The sequence below is a fragment of the Bacillus sp. FSL M7-0791 genome (assembly GCF_038627085.1).
GTDB classification, from domain to species: Bacteria; Bacillota; Bacilli; order Bacillales; family Bacillaceae; genus Bacillus; species Bacillus safensis.
Genome location: NZ_CP152022.1, coordinates 1,967,613 through 1,985,743, shown reverse-complemented (window position 1 = coordinate 1,985,743; position 18,131 = coordinate 1,967,613). Strand labels below are relative to the sequence as shown.

Below are 18,131 nucleotides of genomic sequence, written 5' to 3'. Positions count from 1 at the left end.
TTGGAGAAGGGTTCAGATGATGGACAAAGAGCTAAACTGACCTTTTATTTTAGCTCTTTGTCTTCTTTTTAGCTTGATAAAAAACCTTTGAAGTCCTAGGATCCTAGGAAGGAGCGTGTGAGGGTTTGTCTACAAGCTGAAAGCCCGCATCTTTTGGATACGGGCTTTTTGTGATTAGCACTATTCATGTTGTACCGGCGGCATTGTTTCGTTAATGACTGCAAATGTATAGCCCCTTGCTTTTAGCTGTATAATCAGACTATCTAAATAGTTTGTGGTAGAGGGTTGATCATGCATTAATATTACTTTTGGTTCCCATGGTTTATTTTTCTCAAACATTTGCAATTGATTCAATACCTCTGGAACATATTGTGAGTTTTTATATCTCCAGTCAAGGCTATCAATCGTCCAGTCCCAGTAAATAAAGCCATTTTGGTTTAAACGTACTTTTTGATGATATGTTAAATTTGGAACACTGCCAAAGGGGGTTCTTACAAGACGGCTGTAGACGCCTGTAACAGAGGCAAGAATACGCTGAGCTTCTCTCATTTCATTTGCGGGAGACTCGCTGTTCTGATAAAAGAGGTTTATATCATGCGTCATGCCATGAAGCCCTAATTGATGTCCTTCTTGATAAAGTCTTTTCACAGCTGATTGGTGTGCTTGGATTTGCGGTCCAAGCATGAAGAACGTCGCCTTCACGTGATGTGCTTTTAATACATTTAACAGCTGATTTGATGTAGCAGAAGGACCATCATCAAATGTTAAAAAGACCGTTTTATTCGTTGCCTGTTGGTTTGGATTGGTCTTAAAATGTGTGTCCAATGTCCTTGTAGACTGATCTTTTGCTTTCAGACTGATGCTTGTGTCACGGAAGTCACTGCTGGCAACATTTTTTGCTTGCCCATTTGTCGCCTGCAAATGGGGTTTAGACATATCCCAGATAAAAAAGAGAAACAGTGTAAGAAGCACTAAACCAATTACCTTTGAGAGAAGTATCGTGTTGTAGGGTGTCTTTTTTTTGGAAACCTTTTTCATTACAATCACTCCAGTCAATTAAATTTAGAGCCGAACCATGTTGTAGATCCTTTTTTTTTCACTGTTTTCTTGGTACTCATATTGATTAAGTATATAGTGGGAAAAATCCTTTTTATATGGTTGTTACTTTGTGTTGATCAGCAAAAAAAGGTGATCCATTCATGTTTAAATAAAATCATTCCGAATAATGATCGAAACGTTAATATTTATACGCTAAGATAGCAGCAGATTTGACCATTAATTCGAAGCGAAAGGGAGATTCCTTATGAAAGTGTTGTATAATGACGATTTCATTGAAAAAAGGGTGCTCATGTGGAAAGTGGAGACAGAGGCGATTAATCTCAAAAATCATAGAGAAAAGTTCTTACCACTACAAAATAAAGAAGAAACAAAAGAAATCAAAGTCAGTACAACTGAATCAGAGCTAACTTTTTATAGATCAAGAGATAAACCTGTCAAGCCTTACATTCGTCCGAGAATAGCAGCAGATTAATTTAAAAAGAATGAATGCGTGTATGGACGCATATTGTGCCCATATCGGCAAATTCTCTCTTACCGTACAACGGACTAGAGAAGGATTTAAACAATATGTGTCCGGTTCAGAGGTTTGTAAAACTTGTTCTTTTCTAGATAACTGTACACAAAGTCAAAATCATACATGGAAAACACTATGTCCAGCGTAAACCCTTTATAATTATAGTGAAAACCCCACTTTTATTTAAAGTAAAGGGGGGGTTCTACGGTCTGAACACTTCTCTTTTAGAGGTGTTTTTTTGCATAAAAAAGCAGGTTCGCTTGGCTTAGAACGAACCTGTGAAGGAGGAAAACTACATCATGTTTTCACCTATATTATCCAATATTTATCAATTGTCGTCAAGACAAAAAGTTAGCCAGAGGAAAATATTTTGACTGAATTGTGACGTTTTGGCATGTATATCCTTTTTTCGATAGGGGATATTAATCGGAAAAAGAGGTGAAGCCGATGGCGTACATTCTTTCTGTTGGAACGAGTCTGCCAAAACATCATGTGGATCAGAAAAAGGCGGCTGCTTTTGCTAGATCCCAATTTAAACGATCGTTTAAAGATATCGACCGGCTGCTCAGAGCTTTTCAAAACGGAGAAATCGAGAGCAGACAGTTTGTGCAGCCAATTGAATGGTATCAGACGCACCACTCTTTTGAGGAGAAAAACAATCTCTATTTGGAAAAAGCATTGGCTCATGCAAAAGAAGCGGTCATACACTGTCTTCATGAGAAGGCGTTCCTGAAAAAACCGATTCCGTTTGAAGAGATCGATGCATTGTTTTTTATTTCAAGCACCGGACTTTCGACACCAAGTCTTGATGCAAAACTGATGAATGTTCTTCCTTTTTCGCCTTATACGAAACGAGTACCGATCTGGGGATTAGGGTGCGGGGGCGGAGCGGCAGGGTTGTCCCGGGCTTACGAATACATAAGGGCATTTCCAGAAGCAAAGGTTCTGGTTGTCGCCTGTGAACTGTGCAGTTTAACTTTCCAGCCGCAAGATCAATCTAAAAGCAATTTAATCGGGACATCTTTGTTCGGAGACGGGACAGCCGCGGTACTCTTAACTGGAGAAAAAGGTGTATCAGAATATACCCATCTCAAAACAGTCCCTAAAGTGATTGGTACACAATCCGTGACAATGAAAGAGTCTGAGGATGTGATGGGCTGGGAATTTACAAGTGACGGCTTTCGGGTTATTTTCTCCCGTGACATCCCTTCCATTATCTCAGGCTGGTTAAAGGAGCAAGTCGATCAATTTTTAGAGCAGCAAGGGTATTCGGCAGAAGATCTATCAGTTTTTCTTGCTCATCCTGGAGGAAAAAAAGTGATTGACGCCTATATTGAAAGTCTATCCTTACAAGAGAATCAACTTTTTTCATCAAAAGAAGTACTTAAACAACACGGAAATATGTCCTCTGCCACAGTTTTGTATGTGATCAAACATTATCTTGAACATCAATCTGCTGAAGCGGGAGATATGGGTCTTTGCGGAGCGCTTGGTCCGGGCTTTTCCTCAGAGCTGCTGCTCATGAAATGGGAGGAGGTCTTATCATGATCATTTGGCTCGTCATTGGTTTCTTCGTTTGTCAGCGGCTTATTGAAATGCTTGTGGCTAAAAGAAATGAAAAGAAAGTAAAAGCGATCGGTGCCATAGAATTTGGTGCTAGTCATTATCGTTATATGGTCGCAATGCATGCGGGCTTTTTTCTCTCACTCATGGTTGAGGTATGGGGGTTAAACAAGACGCCGTCGCGCTATTTTCTTGTGCTTCTCGTTTTCCTGCTGGCCACACAGGTGATTCGATACTGGGCATTATGTTCTCTTGGGACGTATTGGAATACAAAGATTTTAGTTGTACCAAATGCGATGATGGTGAAAAAAGGACCTTATCGCTGGTTAAAGCATCCTAACTATGTAGTGGTGGCAATTGAGCTTATGCTGATCCCGCTTTTGTTTAATGCCTATTTTACCGCCATTTTGTTCACATGTTTAAATGCATGGATGATGGCCGTGAGAATTCAAACAGAAGAGAAAGCGCTCAATCAGTATTTGTTAAATTAATATTGAAAATCATTATCAATTGTGATACACTTTCATTAATGATAAGCATTCTCAATCACGAAGGATGGACGGTGATCACATGACAATGGTTTTCTTACTCGGTACGGTCTGTGTATACAGCCTATTAATTGGCTTCGTATTAAAAGGTGTTTCTAAAAAATCTGCTTCCTGATCGCAGTCAATTGCGACTGATCGGGCAGCAGATTTTTTTTATTTCCTCAGATCAGAAGAAAAATCTCTTCATTTTGTGTAAAATGGTATCACATACATAACTGACTTTTCTAAAAACAAAGGGGTTTATCGTCATGGAAGACTTGTCTATTCGAGATTCGCTCGTTCAAACTACAGGTGCTTTATATCAAAGCCTTCTCAAAAGGGATGATCATGAACGCGCAGCCAAACTTGCATCGATTATCAAAAAGGAAGCAGAAGAAGAAGTGTATATCGCATTTACCGGCCACTATTCAGCTGGAAAGTCATCACTTGTGAATCATCTGCTTCATGATCACATCCTGCCAACGAGTCCAATTCCAACAAGTGCAAACTTGGTCGTCGTGAGGAAAGGGGAGAGTGAAGTAAAGCTTCACACCTCAGATGGCCGTTTTGCAAAAATGAGCGGTTCTTATGATAAAGAAGCAGTTCAGCGTTTTTGTAAGGATGGAGAACAGATTGAAATGGTGGAAATTAGCGGGGACTATAGAGGACTGGAAGAAAATGTGGCAGTGATTGATACACCCGGAATTGATTCAACGGATCATGCTCACTTTTTATCTGCTGCGTCTATTCTTCATCAAGCAGATGCTCTTTTTTATGTCGTTCATTACAACCATGTTCATTCGGAGGAAAACATTCGTTTCATTCGCTCCATTAAAGAGAAAGTGCCAAATCTTTATTTCATCGTAAATCAAGTCGATCGACATGATGAGCATGAGACAGCGTTTGAAGACTACAAAAATCAAGTAGTTGATATGCTTCAAAAAGAAGGCATTGAAGAAGAACACCTATACTTTACATCTGTAACCGATGAGGCGCATCCAAGAAACGAAATGATTCGTTTAATCGAGAAACTGCAAGAATTACAAACATTGCCGAAAGCATCGCTTCGCGCTTATACCGAGCAGAAAATAGAGCACGTCTTAAAAGAACATATTGACTCATTAAAAGAAGAGCTGCAGGAAGAGGGTCTGGATTTACAGCTTCAAGAAAAAAGAAAAGAAGTGAAGGAACTCGAAGCGAAAAGCAGCTTCATTGAAAATGGAGCAAAACAGTTAGAAGATGAAGTGTCTTCTGAAGTCGAGAACATTTTAAAAAATGCAAATCTAACCCCATTTAAAATGAGGGAGCTCGCAAGTGATTATATTGAATCGAAAGCACCTGGCTTTAAGGTAGGACTGCTGTTCGCGAAAAATAAAACCGAGCAGGAAAAAGAAAAGCGGGCGAACGAGTTCTTAGCAGATGTCAAAGCAAGAATGAAAGCAGAAGTAGACTGGCATATTGCTGAACTGCTCAAAAAAGAAGTCAAGAAGCATCAGCTTGGTGAAGAATTATTAAATCAAGTGATGGCGTTTGAAACGCCTGTAGAAGAATCACTGCTTGAAAACGTGATCCATCACGGTGCGACATTTTCAAATGAATACGTTTTGCAATATGCAAAAGATGCTGGTGAAGCACTGAAAAGACAGACGAAACAGAAAGCAATACCATTGATTGAACAAATGACCGAGATGCTGAAAACCCAGCTCCTGAATGAAAAGGGAAAGCAGCAAGATAAATGGGCCCAGGCAGCACAGGAGCTCCAAGCGCTGGAGCAATGCATGGAAAAAAATGATCAAATCAGAAAAGATATTGAGCATGTATGGGATATATGGCAAAACGGAACAAATGAGCAGATCGAAGAAGATTGGTTTTATGTGAAAAAACACCGGATGCAGCATGACGAGCTAAATCAGAATCAAGCATCAACTCATACGGAAGAAAGCGAAAAAGAAAATCAGCAGCAGATAAAGCTTGATCAAATGCGACAATCACAGCATATCCCGACAGCGCAGTCGATTGACCAGTTTGAGCAGCTTTCTCAAATTTTAATGCCATTAAACGCGCTGCAATCTCAAAGAAAGTCCTTTGAAAAACGAACAAAGCGGCTGCAAGCAAAGGAATTTACACTCGCCTTATTCGGTGCTTTTAGTTCGGGGAAATCTTCGTTTGCCAATGCCCTTGTTGGGAGAAAGGTGCTGCCATCATCTCCTACACCAACGACGGCCACGATCAATAAGCTGACCCGGCCGACAGAAGACCATCCGCATGAAAGTGTGAAAGTGGTGTTTAAAACCGAGCAGGAAATATTAGAAGAGCTCGATCAAATTCTCGGTTATTCTATAACAGAAGAAAAGGGAGATACGTTTCAAGCGAAACTCGAGCGAACGCTGAAAAAAAGAGAGCTTGAACAGGATCACCGCATCATTGTTGACCATTTTTTAAACGCTCATGAAAAGTTCCGTGATTCCATTCAAAAACAAACACCGCTTAATGTCACCCTTCAAGAATTAAAGCCATATGTGGCAGAAGAGGCTGTTTCTTGTGTGGTGAAGGAAGTGACGGTCTATTTAAGTACACCTTTAACAGATAAAGGACTGACGATTGTTGATACACCAGGCGCCAGCAGTATGAATAAACGTCACACAGAGATTGCCTTTCAATATATGAAGGATGCTGATGCCCTTCTTTATTTAACTTACTACCAGCATTCTTTCTCAAAAGCAGACCGGTCATTTTTACGTAAACTCGGGCTTGTAAAAGATTCATTTAGCATGGATAAAATGTTTTTTATTATCAATGCAGCTGACCTCGCAAAGGATCAAACAGAGCTTGAAACCGTCTTTGACTATGTGAAAAATGAGCTCACAAAAGAAGGCATCCGGCATCCAAACCTTCATCATGTATCCAGTAAGGAAGAGATTGAAGGAAAGGGTCAGTCGCCTTTTAATCAGTATGCACAGCTTAGAACACAGCTTGACTATTTTATTGAGGAAGAATTAACGAAAGATGCGATTGAGCTGCTGTATTTTGAAGCGAGTACATTATGTAGAACAGTCGACAAGCTGCATGAGACGCTGCATCAGTCGGAAGATGAAAAGCAAGCAGAAAAGAAAAAGATAAACACATCCTATGAAGCGATCGTTGATCAAATGAGCCATATTAAACGATCTAAGCTAGTAACAGAAAGTGTGAAAAAGGACTTGCACGAACAGCTGTACCACATTGTTCAGCGCTTGTCACTTTATGCAAACGATCTGTTAAAGACAGCCTTTTATCCTGGAATATCTCAAGGGGACTTCAGACAGGAGTTGAAAAAAGCGCTGGAACAAGCGTTAAAGGATTATGAATTTGAATTTGTACAGGAGATAAAAGCGCTTGATATTCGAATGGAATCGTTTATCACTCAATATTTCAAAGAGGAGTGGGAGAAAGGGTTACAGGCTGCGTGTGCAGAAGATCCTTACTTTTCTCTCCGGCTGTCGCCGCCAGATGAGAAGAATGCCGAGCTGAAACAAATTGAAGTGGAAGCGGACCTGACGCCGTTTGAGCCGCTCTTAAAGAAGCAAAAATCAGCGAAAGCTTTCTTTGAACAAAACGGGAAGGCAGCGTTTATTGAAGCGATTCGAGATGTCCTTTTCCAATTAACGACGAAATGGGCAGATAAAGAAAAAGAAGAATTACAGAGCAGATACGATATGATGGTAAAGACCTTTACTGAAAGATATGAAACAGAAGCGCTTAAGCAGCTGAGTGAACAAAAACAAACATTTATCATGAGCTTAACGACAGATGCGAAAGAGCAGGCGATGATAGAACAAGTATACAAGCAAACAAATGAATGGAAGAACCAGTTGAAAACCATTTGAGTCATGATACACTATATAAAAAAGAAAGCAGTTGATAAAATGACGAGCGTACACGAAGAAATTTCCGCACATTCACAAAAACAGAATGCTCATATCAAATCGTTTCTTGCGCTTGAGCAGAAAAGAGAGCAGGCAATAGAGACTGCTGTTTTGAAGTGTGAGCAAAACGAACCATTTACAACTGACGAGATCAATGAAATTACTACGAAGATGAATGAGCTTGCACGAGGCGGAATTGTTCCGCTGCGTAAGCATGTCACGATTGATATGGTCAGGGAGTATGTCGAACGAAAACAGAAGTAAAGAGTAACTTTCTCTTTTTGGGTCATCTTAACAAGTGAACCGAGAAAGGGGAATGATGATGGAAAAAAAGCAGCATGCAAAAAAGCAGGATGAGCGTCACCCTAAACAAAAAGAGATGCCGTCCTACGCAGAAGCAGAATCGAAAAAAATGCAATACGGTCAAAAGTAATCCCCCGGGTGCCACTTCTTTTCCAAAAGAAGAAGGCGCCTTTTTTATGTCGAATTCGATGTTCTATGATAGAATAGGAGTATTGTTTTGAAAAGGGAGTTTATAAGAATGAATAAACACGTATTGCTTGTTGATGGCATGGCGCTTCTGTTCAGATCGTTTTATGCAACGGCTGTCCATCGAAATTTTATGATAAATGATCACGGCGTCCCGACGAATGGAGTAAATGGCTATTTGAAGCATTTATTAACTGCTGTTCAGACATTTGAGCCAACTCATATTGTTTGTTGCTGGGATATGGGAAGCCAAACATACCGAAATGAATTGTTTCAAGATTATAAAGCAAATCGAGGAGAGGCACCTGTCGAGCTCATTCCGCAATTCGATTTAGCAAAGGAAGCGACAGAGGAACTAGGAATTGTAAACGTTGGTATAAAGGGCTTTGAGGCAGATGATTGTATCGGCACGCTGGCGGCACTCTATCAGAATGAAGCACGTGTGACTGTCCTAACTGGGGACAGAGATTTGCTGCAGATATTGAATGAACAAGTGACGGTTGCTCTAATGCAAAAAGGAATCGGGAACTATAAACATTATACAAAAGCCTTATTTGAAGAGGAAATGGGTATCTCTCCAAAGGCGCTGATCGATATGAAAGCACTTATGGGGGATTCAAGTGACAATTATCCAGGCGTCAAAGGAATCGGAGAAAAAACAGCATTAAAATTTATTCAAACATATCAAACCATTGACGGATTATTAGAAAATGTTCATGAACTAACGGCTGCCCAGCAAAAGAAAATGCAAGCAGGATTAGAAGATTTGAAGCTTTCTCGTCTATTGGCAGAGATCAAATGTGATGTCCCGCTGAGCTGTCCAATTGATGAGACGAAGGTGAACATCAATCAAGAACGGGCTGCTGCCATGCTGCGATACCATCAAATCAAAGGGATTGAACCGATGGTGAATCGATTAAGTAAAATAGAGATCAGCTAAGCCGATCTCTAAGGTTCATCTTTTTGTATTGCTTTTCTTCGCTCTATTTTCGAGCTGAGATAGTGGCTGCTTATCTTTTGTTTGCGCATCACCTTGAGGGGTTGTCCCATTTGTGACACGACCTTTATTTTCTTTATCCAATCAGTATCACCTCATACATTAGCATAACCGAAAAAAAGCGATTCATCCTTTAGAAAGGTGAATCGCTTTTCTAGCGAGCTGATCAGCTACTTGATTTTCCTTGCTTGGAATCCACTTAATGAAAAATAAATCAAACTGGCTTTGAAGCTCGATCATCTCTTTTATAAAATGCTGAAAGGCTGGATTTTTAGCAAATCCTGCATTGGCCGCACGGTCAACTACCTGTGAATCTGTTCGAAACGAAACGGATCGCAGTCCTTTTTCTACGCAGATTTTCATCCCTTCAATGAGAGCGGTAAATTCTGCTTCGTGATTGCTCATTGATCCAAGAGGAATCGAGAAAGATTCTGCCTTTCCATCATATTTAATGAAAACGCCGATGCCAGAAGGACCCGGATTACCTGCGCTAGCACCATCAATGTATATTTCAGCTGGCAATTTATTTCCCCCTTTCATCAAGTGGAACCATTCTTTTCGCTGCATACGCGTATGGTGTCGCAATCGCGGCGACGATAAATTTAATCACATAAGTCGTGATGAAGATTTCGATCCATACATGAAATGGATAGGTGCCAAGAAAGGCAATGGTTGTGAAGATCAGTGTATCAAGCAGCTGGCTGATCATCGTACTTCCAGCGTTGCGCACCCAGAGCGCACCATCAGAAGGAAATATCCGGCGAATAAACGAATATACATAAACATCTAACATTTGACTGATGATATAAGCAGCAAGACTGCCAAGTGCGACCCTTGGCATAAAGCCAAATATGGTTTCCAGCGATGTTTGAGAAATGTCAGATGGAGCGGGATGGAAAAGTAAAGCCTCTTGCATGACAACGGTTAGCGTTAAAAGGGTGGCAAAGCCAATCCAGACAGCTTTTCTCGCTTCATTTTGTCCATATTTTTCATTCAATACGTCCGTTGCAAAGAATACACTGCCGTATAAAATGTTTCCAAGTGTTGCCGTTAAGCCAAACAATTCAACGGTTTTGACCACTTGTAAATTTGCAGCAACCGTCGCAAAGCCAATCCAGACGAAAAGGCCCATCTTGCCAAATCCTTTATAAAATAGAAGAACAATGATAAAATTAATGATCGCAAATAAGATCCAAATACCTTCATTAAACAAATGACATGAACTTCCTTTCTCATTGTAAAATGTAACTTTTTGATTATAGCATAACGTATGTTTACCTTAAAAGCACGGGAAGGCGATGTGATCAATGAAATTAAGAGCACACTATACAATGAAAGTGAAATCGATTGGGTCCATTGCTTTTTTCCAAGAAGATTGGATGGAGCTAAAAGAGGCCTTGATTTTAGCCAAACATATCGATAAAAAAGAACCACAGTCCCTCCTATCATTTGAAGATGAAAAAGGGGCGATGTGGTCTATTAAAGAACTTGAAAAGCTAAATGAAGAACTAAAGCTTGAACCTGATCAGCTTCAGGTCTATTTTGATGCAAGTTTTTACAAAGAAACAGGCGACTCTGGTCTTGGGGTTGTCGTCTACTATAAGCTCGGAGAAGATGCTTATCGTTTGAGAAAAAATCAGCCCTTCAAAGGAACCACCAATAATGAAGCAGAGTATGCGGCTTTATTTGAGGCAGTCAAAGCATTAAAAGACCTTGGAGCAAGCAGAAATTCTGTCACGATTAGAGGCGATTCACTTGTTGTCATGAATCAATTAAAAGGAGAATGGCCTTGTTATGATGATATACATAACAAATGGCTCGACCGGATTGAATCGGCTTTAAAAGAGCTGAGGCTTACGCCAACCTATGAAGTCATCGATCGTAAACAAAATGCAGAAGCGGATCAGCTTGCAAGGCAGATGCTTGCAGACGTTCCAATTGAAAGTAAATTGAAATTAGAAGCAGACGGAGCTGAATAATGTGGATAAAAAAACAGCAGTACAAGAATTGACGGATCTCCAAGACACGTATTGTTCAGATTGTTTGATTAAGAAGCACTTCCGAAAGGAATATGGCAAAAAATACGCCCATTCCTTTTGTATTCAGCAATGCACAGTAGGAGAGAAAATAAAAGAATACGGACAGACGCTGCTTAAAAAGTAAGCCGCTGCCGCCCCGGTTTTCCCTGCTCAAACATCCGCTCATGAAAAAAAACGGATAGAATGTGTAAAAAAAGAACATATTCTGAAAAATGAGCCGATATAACTATAGAAAGTTTTGGTTGAGTTACTTTTTGACTAAGTGACGGATAATAGAGGAAAAGGGGAAGGCCGGCATGGATAATAAGGATTTCGAAACGGTATTACATCGAACATTTCAAGAGGTATACAGCGATCTAGAGCAGCTAGTAGATGTAGCAAAGAAGGGAAGACCTTTTCTCGAAAAAGATATTTCTGAAATTGAACAACGACTGAAGCAAAATATTTTAGCCATTGAAATTCAGCTGAAAATCAAATAAGAGAGGCATAAGCCTCTCTTTATTTTGTCGTTTCATCATTGATTTAGTTGATTAAAGTTTTGTTACGTTTGCAGCTTGAGGTCCACGATTACCTTCAACGATTTCAAAAGAAACTTCTTGTCCTTCTTCTAAAGACTTGTAGCCGTCACCTTCGATAGCTGTGAAGTGAACGAATACATCGTCTCCGCCTTCAACTTCAATGAAGCCGAAACCTTTTTCATTATTGAACCATTTTACTTTACCGTTTTGCATATTGCTTTTTCCTCCTAGTACTGTAGCACACCTTTTGGCATACTAAAAAAAATTTTCATCACCTAACGACTTTGCAGTTGTTAAATGATGGTTCCACTATACACCATCAAAAGTAAAGCGTCAAGCAGGCGAGCCAAATTTTGAGCAGAATGTTTGATTTTTTTGTTTTTTTGGTGAATAACAATGAAATATAAAACGTTCTTTTCGGAACCTCACGTGCAGCTTGTCCGTATATAAAAAAAATACAGAAAGAGGTGCAATCATGAATCGTTATACACTTGAAGAATTTGTTCAGAATACGCAGCAAGAAGATAAAGGAGAAGGTGTCTTCGAACTTGAAACATCAAGACTTTTAGAAATTAATTTGACTGACACGATTTGGGCAAAAACGGGTTCTATGGTTTCCTATCGTGGGAAAATCAAATTTGAACGTGAAGGTGTTTTTGAGCACGGCGTCTCAAAAATGTTCAAAAAAATGCTCTCAGGAGAAGGCACCTCACTAATGAAGGCGACAGGTGATGGGAAATTATATGTGGCAGATCAAGGTAAAAAAATCTCGATTCTTCGTTTGGCTCAAGGAGAATCCATTTTTGTGAATGGAAACGACCTGCTCGCGTTTGAACCATCTGTCCGCTGGGATATCAAATTGATGAAAAAAGTGTCTGGCATGCTTGCAGGTGGATTATTTAATGTCAAATTAGAAGGGCCGGGCTTAGTAGCAATCACAAGTCATTATGAGCCGCTGACACTCATTGTTCAGCCGGGTGACTCAGTTTTTACAGATCCGAATGCGACTGTTGCGTGGTCAGGGGATTTAAAAACTGAATTTGTGACAGATGTTTCCTTTAAAACTTTTATTGGCAGGGGAAGCGGAGAGTCCATTCAAATGAAGTTTACCGGAAGCGGCTTTGTTGTCGTTCAGCCGTTTGAAGAAGTATACACAACAAATGGGAATCAAGGATGAAGAAAAGGTGTCCGTCATTGACGGACACCTTTTTATGATAATGCGCGAGCATAAGTTTTGTTATTCATGATGAGATCTGACTGCTCGACGATATCTTCCAGAATGGTTTGTGAAGATTGTTTTAAGTGCAGTTTTTTCATGTTTTGTTTCATTGTTTCTAATTTTTCTTCATCCTGAAGCAAGTTGGTCACAGATTCTAAAATGTCTTCATGTCTGTTAATGACAATGGCAGCGCCATAATCCTCAAAGAAAAGAGCATTTTCCTTTTCTTGACCAGGGACAGGCTTGTAAAGAATGACCGGGACACCGATTGCAGTTGCTTCTGTTAAAGTAATGCCGCCTGGTTTTGTAATCATACAATCTGTTACTCTGAACAATTCATCAATTTGTTCCACATATCCAAGCGCCTTCAATTGATCTGGGTGTGCTTGTTCAAGAACGCTAAGCGATTGTTTCAGCGCGGCGTTCTTTCCGCATACAACAACAATTTGTACTTCACTGTCGAGAAGCAGCGCCTCACATAATTCCTTCACATTTTTTAGTACACCGTGAGCACCGGCCATGATGAGAAGAACTTTTTTATCTGATGATAATCCATATTTCTTATAGATCATCGATTTTGGCACGTCTGCTTCAAACTGTGGTCTAATAGGAATACCTGTCACCTTGACATCGCTTGGATGTGTGCCGATTTCCACTAATTTTTGTTTCACATAATCGGTTGCAACATAGTATCGGTCGATGTTTTCATGTACCCAAATCTTATGGAGACAAAAATCTGTCATGACATTAAAAGTCGGAATCACTTTACCTGTTTTGTTTCGGTATTCTGGTACCACAATCATTGGGAATGTAATAATGATGATGTCCGGATTGTGTAACTGAATTAATTCATCGAGACGCTTATTTCCCATTTTTAAATAAATGTTAAATTTGCGTTTATTGTAAATTTTATCTACACCGTAATAAAACAAGCGATAAAATTGTTTCCCAATGGAAAAGCTCTTCAAGTATAAATATTGAGTCACTTCTGACACAATGGGATTCGATTCTTGATACAAATTAGAAACTACAACATGTTCAAACCCTTGGGATTTGCATTCATCATACAGTGTTTTTGCTACCTGCATATGTCCATTTCCATAATTTGCGGTCAAGATTAATATTTTTTTATTGGTATTCAAGAATATTCACCTCAAATGTAATCAACAACAACAAAACTTCGTACGAAAACTATTAATCTCATAGGTCTACATATACATAAAGATAACATATAAACAGTTAGAGCATATCATTCGTTACGAAAGAATTAAACTAATTTTAAAAAACAAACAGATTCAATTGATAATGGAAGACAGAGCCATTTGTATTTTAACACATTTTGACGATTTATCATCAGACCACAGTCTATTTTATTCCCAAACGTATGGTGTTTCTTGATAAACATAATAATTAAGCCAATTCATAAACAATAAGGTTGCATGGGCTTTCCAGCGATTTACTGGGATTAATGTGTCACCATCTTCAATAAAATAGTGGACAGGTTTTTGGACTGTATCATGTTTCAACAAATCTCTTTCATATTCCTGCATCAATGTATCTGTATCATATTCAGGATGTCCAGTTAAAAATACTTGTTTATCATCATCTGAAACAATTAAACAAACACCCGCTTCTTCAGACATACTCAAGACTTTCAAATTCGGCGTGTTTTTTAATTGTTCTGTATTAATATCTGTATGCCTAGAATGTGGGACATAGTATACTTCATCAAAACCTCTGACTAATCTTTCTTTTTTCTCTTTCACAATATGCTCAAATACGCCAAATTTTTTCTCAGGAAGCTTGATTTTTTCAATCCCGTAATGGTGATATAAACCTGCCTGTGCACCCCAGCAAATATGAAGGGTAGATGTCACATTGGTTTTACTCCAGTCCAAAATGTCCTGCAGCTCTTTCCAATAAGAGACTTCTTCAAAAGGTAAGTGCTCAATTGGTGCGCCAGTGATGATCATTCCATCAAATTTTTTATGGCGAATCGATTCAAAGGTCGTATAAAATTCATCTAGATGCTCTCTCGACGTATTCTTCGGTGTATGTGTACTTGGAATCAAAAACGTAAAGTACACTTGTAAAGGAGAATTTCCAAGCATTCTCAGCAGCTGCGTTTCAGTTTGTATTTTTTTTGGCATTAAATTTAAGATCACGATATTCAAAGGACGGATATCTTGCTTGAATGCCCTTGTCTCATCCATGACGAAAATATTTTCGCTCTCTAGTATTTGTTTTGCCGGCAGATGAACTGGTATGTTTATAGGCAACTCGCCACCCCCTGAACCAAAGCTAATTTCACTTCATTATAGGAACTTTCTGGCGATATTTCAATGTTTCAATTATGTTACAATGAAAAATAGAGCAAAAAAGAATGCTGTTTCTGTAAAAAAAGGAGGCCGTTTTGTTATGATCACAAAGCATTTATCAGATATTGACATTGCCCAAAAGGCTAAGCTGAGACCGATTCAAGACATCGCAGCAAAGCTGCAAATACATGACGAAGAATTAGAATGCTATGGTTTCACAAAAGCGAAAATTTCTTTGACTATTTTTGACCGTTTAAAGAAACAAAAAGAAGGACACGTGATTCTTGTCACTTCGATTAACCCTACGCCAGCAGGTGAGGGGAAATCCACCGTAACTGTCGGCCTTGGTCAAGCCTTCGAAAAAATTGGCAAAAAAGCGATCATTGCGATGCGTGAGCCATCATTAGGTCCTACAATGGGGATTAAAGGCGGAGCAGCGGGCGGAGGATATTCACAGGTGCTGCCAATGGAAGAAATCAATCTTCATTTCACAGGGGATTTTCATGCCATTACATCTGCACATAATGCCTTATCTGCATTTATTGATAACCATATCCATCACGGAAATGAACTCGGCATCGACACGCGGCGCATTGTGTGGAAGCGGGTGCTTGATTTAAACGATCGTGCCTTAAGACAGGTCGTTGTCGGACTTGGCGGTCAGTTAAATGGGTATCCTAGAGAAGACGGATTTGATATTACAGTGGCTTCCGAAATGATGGCGATCCTCTGTTTAGCAGAAGACTTAAACGACTTAAAAAAACGTCTTTCTTCTATTGTTGTTGCCTATAATCAAGAAGGCGAGCCAATCACAGTGGGAGCACTTGGATATGAAGGTGTTCTGACGCTACTTTTAAAAGATGCACTCAAACCGAACCTTGTTCAAACGATTGAAGGAACCCCAGCCCTTGTCCATGGAGGTCCTTTTGCTAATATTGCACATGGATGCAATAGTTTAATTGCAACCAAAATGGCAGCAAAATTAGCTGATTATGTCGTTACAGAAGCTGGATTTGGTGCAGACCTTGGAGCAGAAAAGTTCCTGCACATTAAAACAAGAGCTGGTGATTTCAAACCTAGTGCAGTTGTCATTGTCGCAACAGTGAGAGCATTAAAGATGCATGGCGGAATGAAGAAAACCGAACTCAAAGAAGAGAATGCACACGCCGTATTAGAAGGTATACATAATTTAGAAAAGCATATTGAAACCGTGCAAGCTTTTGGTCTTCCATATATTGTGGCGGTAAACCGGTTTATAACGGATACAAAAGAAGAGATTCAAGCGATAGAAGATTGGTGCGGCAAACATGGCCATCCAGTCAAAGCCGTGAATGTATGGGAAGAAGGAGGAGAAGGCGGGACAGCTCTTGCCGAGGAACTAGCAGCACTCATTGAAAAGAAAAAGAACAACTTTACCTATTTGTATGAAGAGAACGATTCCATCGAAGAAAAGTTATCTAAAGTGGCCAAAGTGGTTTACGGGGCAGATGGGGTCACGCTCACAACTAAAGCAAGAAAGCAGCTGGCTGCCATTGAGGAAAACGGCTGGGCTCATTTGCCGGTTTGTATGGCAAAAACACAATATTCTCTTTCAGATGATCCAGCTTTAATCGGCAGACCTAAAGGCTTTACCATTACGATTCGAGAGTTAAAGCCATCTGTAGGAGCAGGGTTTATTGTAGCTTTAACTGGAAGCATTTTGACAATGCCTGGCTTACCTAAAAAACCTGCGGCTCTCGAAATGGATTTATTAGAAGACGGCAGTGTGACAGGACTCTTTTAAACGGGAGCATAAAAAGCGATTTTCTAAAAGAAGCATGTTACGATAGGAAAAAGTGAATCCTAGGAGGCTATGAGATGTCAATTTATGATATTCAGGTCAAGACCATTAACGGTCAGGAAAAATCGATGGCAGATTACAAAGGAAAAGTGCTCATTATTGTAAACACAGCAAGCAAATGTGGACTGACTCCTCAATTTAAACAATTACAAGAGCTATATGATCAATATCATGAAAAGGGCCTTGAAATTTTAGGATTTCCGTGTAACCAATTTATGAACCAAGAGCCAGAAGGAGAAGAAGCCATTCAAGAGTTCTGTTCTTTGAATTATGGAGTGACCTTCCCTATGTTTGCGAAAGTAGATGTCAATGGCGAAGAGGCGCACCCGCTGTTCAAACATTTAACAAGTGAAGCGAAAGGTGTGCTTGGGACAAAAACAGTGAAATGGAATTTCACAAAATTTATCGTGGACCAAAACGGAGAAGTCACTGAACGATTCTCTCCGAAAACACCACCAAAAGAATTAGAAAGCTCAATCATTGCTCTGCTTAACAAATAAGATGGTGACAGTCATGCAACGAAAACAATTGGAGGCAGCAGCCTCCTTTGTTTCAGACAGGCTGAAGAATGAACCGACTGGACACGATGCGGCTCATGTTGCTCGTGTGCGTCAGCTTGCCGTTCGTATTGCAAATCAGGAAGGCGGCTCTCTTTTTATCATCGAAATGGCGGCGATTGTACATGATGTCATTGATGAAAAGCTGTCAAGTGAATGGAAGGTTACGAAGGAGCAGCTTGAGAACCAGCTCCTTTTGTGGCAATTGGACACGCGGGATATCCGCTATATCATGGACATTATTACAACGATGTCTTTTCGTCATCGGCATAAGCAGTTTAGGCCAATGACGTTAGAAGGGGCCATTGTTCAAGATGCGGATAGGCTGGATGCGATAGGAGCAAGCGGTATCGCTAGAGTGTTTACGTATGCTGGCGCTACAGGTGAGCCCCATTATACAGAGGACACGCAGCAGGGCTCTGTGCTAAAGCATATGGAAGAAAAACTGCTCAAATTAAAAGACTTGATGAACACTCATGCAGGAAAGCAGCTTGCTGATGAGCGGCATGAATTGATGAGTTTATTTATCAAGAAGTGGAAAGAAGAATGCGGCCTTACAGATGAGTAGGGTCTTTATGTGTGTAAG

The 18,131-nt window shown here is 39.9% G+C and carries 20 protein-coding genes and 1 pseudogene; 14 read left to right on the top strand and 7 right to left on the bottom strand.

All coding sequences use genetic code 11. The features are described from left to right. Positions 1-180: 180 nt before the first annotated feature. Positions 181-1,038: a polysaccharide deacetylase family protein gene (locus MHI08_RS10030; RefSeq protein WP_024422757.1), complete on the bottom strand. Its 858-nt coding sequence runs from the start codon at positions 1,036-1,038 to the stop codon at positions 181-183. 292 nt (positions 1,039-1,330) lie between these two features. On the opposite strand from MHI08_RS10030, the pseudogene MHI08_RS10025 reads away from it, so the two are divergent. The 7 genes and pseudogenes from MHI08_RS10025 to MHI08_RS09995 form a co-directional block, all read left to right on the top strand. After that, positions 1,331-1,697: pseudogene (locus MHI08_RS10025) on the top strand (hypothetical protein); the annotation flags it as partial. A 323-nt stretch (positions 1,698-2,020) separates the two neighbouring features. Further along, positions 2,021-3,121 (top strand): 3-oxoacyl-[acyl-carrier-protein] synthase III C-terminal domain-containing protein, encoded by a 1,101-nt coding sequence (locus tag MHI08_RS10020; protein WP_342499599.1) that lies wholly within the window; start codon positions 2,021-2,023, stop codon positions 3,119-3,121. After that, entirely contained in the window at positions 3,118-3,627 is a 510-nt protein-coding gene (locus MHI08_RS10015) for an isoprenylcysteine carboxylmethyltransferase family protein (RefSeq protein ID WP_073206028.1), read from the top strand. Before MHI08_RS10020 ends, MHI08_RS10015 begins: the two co-directional genes overlap by 4 nt. 64 nt (positions 3,628-3,691) lie before the next feature. Beyond that, the gene (fbpC, locus tag MHI08_RS10010) at positions 3,692-3,799 is read left to right on the top strand and encodes a Fur-regulated basic protein FbpC (RefSeq protein ID WP_306299200.1); all 108 of its coding nucleotides are present in this window, start codon (positions 3,692-3,694) and stop codon (positions 3,797-3,799) included. Between the two features lie 133 nt (positions 3,800-3,932). Then, positions 3,933-7,529, top strand: coding sequence for a dynamin family protein (locus MHI08_RS10005; protein ID WP_342499598.1), 3,597 nt, complete (start codon positions 3,933-3,935; stop codon positions 7,527-7,529). 39 nt (positions 7,530-7,568) lie between these two features. Next, positions 7,569-7,832, top strand: coding sequence for a YpbS family protein (locus tag MHI08_RS10000; RefSeq protein WP_163115422.1), 264 nt, complete (start codon positions 7,569-7,571; stop codon positions 7,830-7,832). Positions 7,833-8,109: 277 nt separating this feature from the next. Then, the gene (locus MHI08_RS09995; RefSeq protein ID WP_025093092.1) at positions 8,110-8,997 is read left to right on the top strand and encodes a 5'-3' exonuclease; all 888 of its coding nucleotides are present in this window, start codon (positions 8,110-8,112) and stop codon (positions 8,995-8,997) included. A gap of 15 nt (positions 8,998-9,012) precedes the next feature. Here the strand turns inward: MHI08_RS09995 and MHI08_RS09990 are convergent, their stop codons facing one another. From MHI08_RS09990 to MHI08_RS09980, 3 genes are read right to left on the bottom strand one after another with little or no spacing between them, the layout of a single operon-like run. Beyond that, on the bottom strand, positions 9,013-9,138 hold the full coding sequence (locus MHI08_RS09990) for a hypothetical protein (RefSeq protein ID WP_003215584.1): 126 nt from the start codon (positions 9,136-9,138) through the stop codon (positions 9,013-9,015). 42 nt (positions 9,139-9,180) lie between these two features. Beyond that, positions 9,181-9,576, bottom strand: coding sequence for a reverse transcriptase-like protein (locus tag MHI08_RS09985; protein WP_025093093.1), 396 nt, complete (start codon positions 9,574-9,576; stop codon positions 9,181-9,183). A 1-nt stretch (position 9,577) separates the two neighbouring features. Beyond that, complete coding sequence (locus tag MHI08_RS09980; protein WP_025093094.1) at positions 9,578-10,267, bottom strand: queuosine precursor transporter; 690 nt, start codon at positions 10,265-10,267, stop codon at positions 9,578-9,580. Between the two features lie 94 nt (positions 10,268-10,361). Here MHI08_RS09980 and MHI08_RS09975 point away from each other — a divergent pair, with 94 nt between their 5' ends. The 3 genes from MHI08_RS09975 to MHI08_RS09965 all read left to right on the top strand — a co-directional run bounded on the left by MHI08_RS09975 (position 10,362) and on the right by MHI08_RS09965 (position 11,572). After that, a complete protein-coding gene (locus tag MHI08_RS09975; RefSeq protein ID WP_135032197.1) occupies positions 10,362-11,033 on the top strand; it encodes a ribonuclease H family protein in 672 nt (223 codons plus the stop codon). Between the two features lies 1 nt (position 11,034). After that, positions 11,035-11,217 (top strand): zinc-finger domain-containing protein, encoded by a 183-nt coding sequence (locus tag MHI08_RS09970; RefSeq protein WP_024422748.1) that lies wholly within the window; start codon positions 11,035-11,037, stop codon positions 11,215-11,217. A gap of 172 nt (positions 11,218-11,389) precedes the next feature. Next, positions 11,390-11,572: a hypothetical protein gene (locus tag MHI08_RS09965; RefSeq protein WP_008346368.1), complete on the top strand. Its 183-nt coding sequence runs from the start codon at positions 11,390-11,392 to the stop codon at positions 11,570-11,572. A 51-nt stretch (positions 11,573-11,623) separates the two neighbouring features. Here the strand turns inward: MHI08_RS09965 and cspD are convergent, their stop codons facing one another. Beyond that, positions 11,624-11,824, bottom strand: a complete 201-nt coding sequence (cspD, locus tag MHI08_RS09960) for a cold-shock protein CspD (RefSeq protein ID WP_024422747.1) — start codon at positions 11,822-11,824, stop codon at positions 11,624-11,626. A 262-nt stretch (positions 11,825-12,086) separates the two neighbouring features. Between cspD and MHI08_RS09955 the strand changes: the two genes are divergently transcribed. Further along, positions 12,087-12,788, top strand: coding sequence for an AIM24 family protein (locus MHI08_RS09955; RefSeq protein WP_342499597.1), 702 nt, complete (start codon positions 12,087-12,089; stop codon positions 12,786-12,788). Positions 12,789-12,820: 32 nt separating this feature from the next. Here the strand turns inward: MHI08_RS09955 and MHI08_RS09950 are convergent, their stop codons facing one another. Both MHI08_RS09950 and metA read right to left on the bottom strand, forming a co-directional pair. Continuing rightward, positions 12,821-13,972 carry a diglucosyl diacylglycerol synthase gene (locus tag MHI08_RS09950; RefSeq protein ID WP_024422744.1) on the bottom strand — a complete coding sequence of 384 codons (1,152 nt, stop codon included), beginning with the start codon at positions 13,970-13,972 and terminating at the stop codon, positions 12,821-12,823. A gap of 228 nt (positions 13,973-14,200) precedes the next feature. Further along, positions 14,201-15,109 carry a homoserine O-succinyltransferase gene (metA, locus tag MHI08_RS09945; protein WP_024428133.1) on the bottom strand — a complete coding sequence of 303 codons (909 nt, stop codon included), beginning with the start codon at positions 15,107-15,109 and terminating at the stop codon, positions 14,201-14,203. Positions 15,110-15,248: 139 nt separating this feature from the next. Between metA and MHI08_RS09940 the strand changes: the two genes are divergently transcribed. The 3 genes from MHI08_RS09940 (at position 15,249) to MHI08_RS09930 (ending at position 18,113) form a co-directional block, all read left to right on the top strand. Next, complete coding sequence (locus tag MHI08_RS09940; protein WP_342491942.1) at positions 15,249-16,931, top strand: formate--tetrahydrofolate ligase; 1,683 nt, start codon at positions 15,249-15,251, stop codon at positions 16,929-16,931. A gap of 74 nt (positions 16,932-17,005) precedes the next feature. Beyond that, positions 17,006-17,488 (top strand): glutathione peroxidase, encoded by a 483-nt coding sequence (locus MHI08_RS09935; RefSeq protein WP_025093096.1) that lies wholly within the window; start codon positions 17,006-17,008, stop codon positions 17,486-17,488. 13 nt (positions 17,489-17,501) lie between these two features. Next, positions 17,502-18,113, top strand: coding sequence for an HD domain-containing protein (locus tag MHI08_RS09930; protein ID WP_342491941.1), 612 nt, complete (start codon positions 17,502-17,504; stop codon positions 18,111-18,113). Positions 18,114-18,131 lie beyond the last annotated feature (18 nt).

Excerpts from the sequence above, each read along its gene's own strand:
- MHI08_RS10030 (WP_024422757.1), bottom strand. The coding sequence starts at position 1,038 with ATGAAAAAGGTTTCCAAAAAAAAGACACCCTACAACACGATACTTCTC.
- MHI08_RS10020 (WP_342499599.1), top strand. The coding sequence starts at position 2,021 with ATGGCGTACATTCTTTCTGTTGGAACGAGTCTGCCAAAACATCATGTG.
- MHI08_RS10015 (WP_073206028.1), top strand. The coding sequence starts at position 3,118 with ATGATCATTTGGCTCGTCATTGGTTTCTTCGTTTGTCAGCGGCTTATT.
- fbpC (WP_306299200.1), top strand. The coding sequence starts at position 3,692 with ATGGACGGTGATCACATGACAATGGTTTTCTTACTCGGTACGGTCTGT.
- MHI08_RS10005 (WP_342499598.1), top strand. The coding sequence starts at position 3,933 with ATGGAAGACTTGTCTATTCGAGATTCGCTCGTTCAAACTACAGGTGCT.
- MHI08_RS10000 (WP_163115422.1), top strand. The coding sequence starts at position 7,569 with ATGACGAGCGTACACGAAGAAATTTCCGCACATTCACAAAAACAGAAT.
- MHI08_RS09995 (WP_025093092.1), top strand. The coding sequence starts at position 8,110 with ATGAATAAACACGTATTGCTTGTTGATGGCATGGCGCTTCTGTTCAGA.
- MHI08_RS09975 (WP_135032197.1), top strand. The coding sequence starts at position 10,362 with ATGAAATTAAGAGCACACTATACAATGAAAGTGAAATCGATTGGGTCC.
- MHI08_RS09965 (WP_008346368.1), top strand. The coding sequence starts at position 11,390 with ATGGATAATAAGGATTTCGAAACGGTATTACATCGAACATTTCAAGAG.
- cspD (WP_024422747.1), bottom strand. The coding sequence starts at position 11,824 with ATGCAAAACGGTAAAGTAAAATGGTTCAATAATGAAAAAGGTTTCGGC.
- MHI08_RS09955 (WP_342499597.1), top strand. The coding sequence starts at position 12,087 with ATGAATCGTTATACACTTGAAGAATTTGTTCAGAATACGCAGCAAGAA.
- MHI08_RS09940 (WP_342491942.1), top strand. The coding sequence starts at position 15,249 with ATGATCACAAAGCATTTATCAGATATTGACATTGCCCAAAAGGCTAAG.
- MHI08_RS09935 (WP_025093096.1), top strand. The coding sequence starts at position 17,006 with ATGTCAATTTATGATATTCAGGTCAAGACCATTAACGGTCAGGAAAAA.
- MHI08_RS09930 (WP_342491941.1), top strand. The coding sequence starts at position 17,502 with ATGCAACGAAAACAATTGGAGGCAGCAGCCTCCTTTGTTTCAGACAGG.